Here is a 6,301-nt window from a genome sequence, read left to right as displayed (position 1 = left end):
CAGTTATGCGTTACTAACCGAAATAGCCGGAGGGTCCGTACTGCGGGCGCCGGCGCCGTGGCCGAGGGACGGAAGCAGTCGATGGAGACAATCGCCAGCCAGGTGGACCCGGGCAGCCCGGACTTCGCCGCGAACCGCGAGGCGCAGCTCGGGCTGGCCCGGGAGCTGAAGGAACGCCTCGCCGTCGCCGCGCTCGGCGGTCCGGAAAAGTCCCGCGAACGCCATGTGGCCCGCGGCAAACTGCTGCCCCGCGAACGGATCGACCAGCTGCTTGACGACGGCAGCCCCTTCCTGGAAATCGCGCCGCTCGCCGCGGACGGTATGTACGAAGGCGACTCGCCGGGTGCCGGCGTGATTGCCGGCATCGGCCTGGTCCACGGCCGCCAGGTCCTGGTGATCTCCAACGACGCCACGGTCAAGGGCGGCACCTACTACCCGATGACCGTGAAGAAACACCTCCGGGCGCAGGAAATTGCCCTGGAGAACCGGCTGCCCTGCATCTACCTCGTGGATTCCGGCGGAGCGTTCCTGCCCAAGCAGGACGAGGTCTTCCCGGACAAGGAGCACTTCGGCCGGATCTTCTTCAACCAGGCCAAGATGTCCGCAGCCAAGATCCCGCAGATCGCCTCTGTGATGGGATCCTGCACGGCCGGCGGGGCCTACGTTCCCGCGATGAGCGATGAGACAGTGATTGTCCGCAACCAAGGCACCATCTTCCTCGGCGGCCCGCCTCTGGTGAAGGCCGCCATCGGCGAGATCGTTACCGCCGAGGAGCTTGGCGGCGGCGACGTGCACTCGAAGATCTCCGGCGTGACGGACCACCTCGCCGAGAACGATGAGCATGCCCTGCAGATCGTCCGGGATATCGTCTCCACCCTGCCGAAGCCTGCCGCACCGGTTTGGGACGTGGACACCGCCGTCGAACCCCTGGCCGATCCGGACGAGCTGTACGGGGCGGTCCCCACCGACGTCAACGCCCAGTACGACGTCCGCGAGGTCATCGCCCGGCTGGTGGACGGCAGCCGCTTCCATGAGTTCAAAAAGAACTACGGCACCACTCTCGTGACCGGCTTCGCGAAGCTGCACGGCCACCCGGTAGGGATCGTGGCGAACAACGGTGTGCTGTTCAGCGAATCCTCGCTCAAGGGCGCGCACTTCATCGAACTCTGCGACCAGCGCGGCATCCCGCTGATTTTCCTGCAGAACCTCTCCGGCTTTATGGTCGGCAAGGACTACGAACAGGGCGGCATCGCCAAAAACGGCGCCAAGATGGTCACCGCCGTCGCCACCGCCCGCGTACCCAAGCTGACCGTCGTCATCGGCGGGTCCTTCGGGGCCGGCAACTACTCGATGTGCGGGCGGGCATACTCGCCGCGCTTCCTGTGGATGTGGCCGGCATCGCGGATCTCCGTCATGGGCGGCAACCAGGCCTCCAGCGTGCTGGCCACCGTCAAGCGGGACCAGTACGAGGCCCGCGGCGAGGAGTGGTCGGCCGCGGACGAGGAAGCGTTCAAGGCGCCCATCAAGGCCCAGTACGAGGACCAGGGCAGTCCGTACTATTCCACCGCCCGCCTGTGGGACGACGGCGTGATTGACCCCGCGGACACCCGCACCGTCCTGGGACTGGCGCTCGACGTCGTTTCCCGCACCCCGCTGCCGGAGACCTCCTTCGGCCTGTTCCGGATGTGAGCCAGCAATGACCCTTTCAACACCCAACGGGCCGCTGTTCGGCACGGTCCTTGTCGCCAACCGCGGCGAGATCGCCTGCCGTGTGATCCGTACCCTGCGCGCCCTCGGCATCCGTTCGGTGGCTGTCTATTCCGACGCCGACGCCGGCGCCCGCCACGTGCAGGAGGCCGACGTCGCCGTCAGGATCGGGCCGGCAGCCGCCGCCGAAAGCTACCTCAAGATCGAGGCCATCATCCAGGCCTGCCGCGAGACCGGCGCCGAGGCCGTGCACCCCGGCTACGGCTTCCTGAGCGAGAACGTCGACTTCGCCCGCGCCCTGGAACAGGCCGGCATCACCTTTATCGGCCCCGGCGTCGAATCCCTGAATGTTATGGGCGACAAGATCCGCTCCAAAAACCACGTCACCGGCTACGGCGTGCCCGTAGTCCCGGGCATCGCCGAGCCGGGGATGAGCGACGAACAGCTGATCGAGGCCGCCTCCGGCGTCGGCTACCCGCTGCTGATCAAGCCTTCCGCGGGCGGCGGAGGGAAGGGCATGCACGTCGTTGAACGTGCGGAAGACCTGGCGGCCACCCTCGCCACGGCCCGCAGGGTCGCGGCCAGCGCCTTCGGCGACGACACCCTGTTCCTGGAGCGTCTCGTCACCACCCCGCGGCACATCGAGGTGCAGGTCCTCGCGGACAACCACGGGAACGTCATCCACCTGGGGGAGCGCGAGTGCTCCCTGCAGCGCCGGCACCAGAAGGTCATCGAGGAGGCGCCGTCCCCGCTGCTGCAAGCCCTGCCCGATGGCGCCGCGATCCGGGCCCGCCTGGGCGAGGCCGCGTGCAACGCGGCCCGCAGCGTCAACTACTCGGGTGCGGGGACCGTGGAGTTCCTGGTCTCCGACAACGCCCCGGACGAGTTCTTTTTTATGGAGATGAACACCCGGCTGCAGGTGGAGCACCCGGTCACCGAGATGGTCACCGGCGTGGACCTGGTCGAATGGCAGGTCCGGATCGCCGCGGGGGAGGAACTCACCGTGCGGCAGGAGGACGTCGTACTCACCGGGCACTCGGTGGAAGCCCGAGTCTACGCCGAGGTGCCGGAGAAGAACTTCCTGCCGTCCATCGGGCAGGTTGTGCTGTTGGACGAGATGCCCGGTCCCGCGAATGGCAGGGTCCGTGTCGATTCAGCCCTGCTGGAGGGCCTCCARATCTCCAGCAGCTACGACCCGATGATYGCCAAGGTTATCGCGTGGGGCGRGGACMGGGCGGAGGCYYTGGACACCCTSGACCAGGCGCTCGCCGGCTACACCGCGCTGGGGATCGACACCAACGTCGAATACCTGCGGCTGCTGATCAACGATGCCGACGTMCGAGCCGGCCGCCTCGACACCGGCCTGATCGAACGCAAGATGCCGGACTTCAACTTCCGGCGGGCGGGCGACTTTGAGTTGGCCACTGCAGCCGTCTTCGCTGCTGCCATGCACGAGCATGAGACGCAGGACGCTGGGGCGGGTCCCTGGCATCGCGGCAACGGATGGCGGCTCGGTGTCGCTGCACCGCGCCGGATCAGTCTCGGAACACCTGACGGCGGAATTGCCACAGTGGAGGTGTCTGGCTCGGTAGGGCACGGGACAGCCATGGTCAGCGTCAATGGCGGCCCGCGACGTCCGGCGTCATTTCGGTCCACCAAGCGAGGCGCCACGGAGTTGACCTTGGGCGACGAATCGCGCAGTTTCGCGCTGGCGCCGGTACACCGGGGGCCAGTCCTACCGGGTCCCGGCAATCCGATGCCAACCGAAATCTTCCTCGGTAACGACGGCTGGTCCTGCCACTTCGAAGTCCTGACCCGCGAGACCCGGCTCGCCCGGGTGCTGGCCGCCGTCGAACGCGAGGAAGGCGCCGCGGACCCGGCGGTGCGCTCGCCGATGCCCGGCACCGTGGTCTCCGTGTCCGTCAGTGACGGCGACGCCGTCACCGCCGGCCAGGTCCTGCTCTCGGTGGAAGCCATGAAGATGGAACACCAGCTCACCGCGCCCCTCGACGGCACCGTCCACATCAGCGCCGCCACCGGCGACCTCGTCAAAGCCGACCAGGTCCTCGCCACCATCCATCCGCACGAACCCTCGGCCGCGGAGGACGCGGCCGAGGAGTCCGTCGTCGCCGTCGGCGCGGCGGACTAGCAGCCACAGCGTCAGCCCCCCACAGCCACCCCCAGACACAGGAGTCACCCCATGCCAGATTTTGAACTCAGCGAGGACTACCAGGACCTCAGCGACACCGTCCGTGAATTCGCCGACCAGGTGGTGGCCCCCGTCTCCGCCAAGCACGACGAAGAGCACAGCTTCCCCTACGAAGTCGTCTCCCAGATGGCCGACATGGGCCTGTTCGGCCTGCCGTTCCCGGAGGAGTTCGGCGGCATGGGCGGGGACTACTTCGCCCTGGCCCTGGCCCTCGAACAGCTCGGCCGGGTGGACCAGTCCGTCGCCATCACCCTCGAAGCCGGCGTCTCGCTCGGCGCCATGCCCATCCACCGCTTCGGCAACGAGGCCCAGAAGCAGGAATGGCTGCCGCTGCTGGCCTCCGGCAAGGCACTAGCCGGCTTCGGCCTGACCGAACCGGAAGCCGGCTCGGACGCTGGCGGAACCAAAACCACCGCCCGGCTCGAATCCGGGGAGTGGGTCATCAATGGCAACAAGGCCTTCATCACCAACTCCGGCACCGACATCACCAAGCTCGTCACCGTCACGGCCGTGACGGGCCAGCAGGAACGCCCGGACGGCAGCATCAAAAAGGAAATCTCCACCATCCTGGTCCCCACCAGCACCCCCGGATTCACTGCGGAGAAGGCCTACAACAAGGTGGGTTGGAACGCCTCGGACACCCACCCGCTGACCCTGGACAACGTCCACGTTCCCGAAGAAAACCTGCTCGGAACCCGCGGCCGCGGCTACGCCAACTTCCTGTCCATCCTGGACGAGGGCCGGATCGCGATCGCCGCGCTGGCCGTCGGCGCCGCCCAGGGGTGTGTGGACCAGTCGGTGAAATACGCCAAGGAACGCAGCGCCTTCGGCCAGAACATCGGCAAGTACCAGGCCATCGCGTTCAAGATCGCCCGGATGGAAGCACGTGCCCACACCGCCCGGTTGGCGTACTACGACGCCGCGGCCCGCATGCTCGCCGGCAAGCCGTTCAAGACGCAGGCCGCCATCGCTAAGATGGTCGCAGGCGAGGCAGCCATGGACAACGCGCGGGACGCCACCCAGGTGTTCGGCGGCTATGGCTTCATCAACGAATTCACCGTGGCGCGCCACTACCGCGACTCCAAGATCCTCGAAGTCGGCGAAGGCACCACGGAGGTCCAGCTGATGCTGATCGCCCGCGAACTGGGACTGTAGCCGGCCGGAAGGATCCTGCGATGATCAACAAAGTTGTTGCCAGCGCCGCCGAGGCCGTCGCGGACATCCGCGACGGCGCCTCCCTCGCCGTCGGGGGTTTCGGGCTGTGCGGAATCCCGGCAGCCCTGATCGAGGCCCTGCACGGCAGCGGCGCGACGGACCTGGAAACTGTCAGCAACAACTGCGGCGTCGATGACTGGGGACTGGGGATCCTGCTCAAAGACGGCCGGATCCGCCGGACCATCAGCTCATACGTGGGCGAGAACAAGGAATTCGCGCGGCAGTACCTTGCCGGCGAACTCGAAGTCGTCCTGACCCCGCAAGGAACCCTGGCAGAGAAGCTGCGCGCAGGCGGCGCCGGGATCCCCGCCTTCTACACGCCGGCCGGCGTCGGGACCCAGGTGTCCGACGGCGGCCTGCCGCAGAGGTACGACGCCGACGGGAACGTCGCGGTCGCCTCCGCCGCCAAGGAGGTGCGGAGCTTCCACGGCGCAGACTACGTGCTGGAGGAAGCCCTGACGCCCGATTTTGGGCTGGTCCACGCCTGGAAGGGCGACCGGCACGGCAACCTGGTCTTCCACGCGACCGCGATGAACTTCAACCCGCTCTGCGCCATGGCCGGGAGGATCACCATCGCTGAGGTCGAGGAACTGGTGGAGCCGGGGGAGCTGGACCCCGAACACGTCCACGTTCCCGGAATCTTCGTCCAGCGGGTTGTCCTCGCGCCGCAGGGTGAGAAACGCATCGAAAAGCGCACGGTTGCCGTGACCGGTGGCCCCGGTGCGGCACAACGTTCGCCAGGCCAGGCAGGAGCATAGCGATGGAACCGAACAAGCCCCAGGACGCCCCGCCCCGCCCCGAAGCGGTCCGGCACGAGTACCGGCCCTCCGCCGTCGAACATCCGGCCGGTGTGCAGGGCAAAGGCTGGACGCGCAACGAACTGGCGGCCCGGGTGGCGCAGGAGCTGCACAACGGCCAGTACGTCAACCTCGGCATCGGGATGCCCACGCTGATCCCCAATTACATTCCGGCCGGGGTCGAAGTGGTGCTGCATTCGGAGAACGGGATCCTCGGCGTCGGGCCCTACCCGGCCGAGGATCAGATCGATCCGGACCTGATCAACGCCGGCAAGGAAACAGTCACCGTCAACAAGGGCGCCGCGTTTTTCGACTCGGCGGCGTCCTTCGGGATGATCCGTGGCGGGCACGTGGATGTCGCGGTGCTCGGCGC

General features: G+C 67.5%; 5 protein-coding genes. All 5 read left to right on the top strand.

What is annotated here, in order from left to right; genetic code table 11:
* Positions 1–81: 81 nt before the first annotated feature.
* A complete protein-coding gene (locus tag AC1DHD_RS13175; protein ID WP_476880144.1) occupies positions 82–1,689 on the top strand; it encodes a carboxyl transferase domain-containing protein in 1,608 nt (535 codons plus the stop codon).
* Between the two features lie 7 nt (positions 1,690–1,696).
* The gene (locus AC1DHD_RS13170) at positions 1,697–3,856 is read left to right on the top strand and encodes an acetyl/propionyl/methylcrotonyl-CoA carboxylase subunit alpha (protein ID WP_476880143.1); all 2,160 of its coding nucleotides are present in this window, start codon (positions 1,697–1,699) and stop codon (positions 3,854–3,856) included.
* 51 nt (positions 3,857–3,907) lie between these two features.
* The gene (locus tag AC1DHD_RS13165; protein ID WP_476880142.1) at positions 3,908–5,071 is read left to right on the top strand and encodes an acyl-CoA dehydrogenase family protein; all 1,164 of its coding nucleotides are present in this window, start codon (positions 3,908–3,910) and stop codon (positions 5,069–5,071) included.
* A gap of 20 nt (positions 5,072–5,091) precedes the next feature.
* On the top strand, positions 5,092–5,889 hold the full coding sequence (locus AC1DHD_RS13160; RefSeq protein ID WP_476880141.1) for a CoA transferase subunit A: 798 nt from the start codon (positions 5,092–5,094) through the stop codon (positions 5,887–5,889).
* 2 nt (positions 5,890–5,891) lie between these two features.
* The coding region (locus tag AC1DHD_RS13155) for a CoA-transferase (protein ID WP_476880140.1) at positions 5,892–6,301 on the top strand (410 nt) is incomplete at its 3' end.

This window comes from Arthrobacter sp. 05L45_2 (genome assembly GCF_056397525.1).
The sequence above is the reverse complement of the archived record's forward strand: the minus strand, read 5'-3'. Positions and strand labels throughout refer to the sequence as shown.